The 249-nt window shown below is 63.9% G+C and carries 1 protein-coding gene; it reads left to right on the top strand.

Annotated elements, in window-relative coordinates:
- Nucleotides 1-249 (top strand): pseudouridine synthase (locus ACVA58_RS28450; protein WP_446513580.1); only part of this gene is annotated, 249 nt, incomplete at both ends.

The following is a 249-nucleotide window of genomic DNA, read 5'->3' as shown; positions in this document are numbered from 1 at the left end:
ATCTGGCGCTGGTCTGGGGTGAAACGCCAGAAGAGGCCACCATCGATGCGCCGATCGGCCGTGATCCGCGCGACCGCACCCGCATGGCCATCATCGAGACGGCCAGCGGTAAGCAGGCACGTACGCATTTCAAGACGCTCGACGTGGTGGATCTGGGGCGTGCGCAGGTATCGCTCGTGCGCTGTCAGCTTGAGACCGGCCGTACGCACCAGATTCGCGTGCATTTTGAATCGGAGGGTCACCCGCTGC

This window comes from Photobacterium sp. DNB22_13_2, assembly GCF_052873915.1.
The sequence above is the reverse complement of the archived record's forward strand: the minus strand, read 5'-3'. Positions and strand labels throughout refer to the sequence as shown.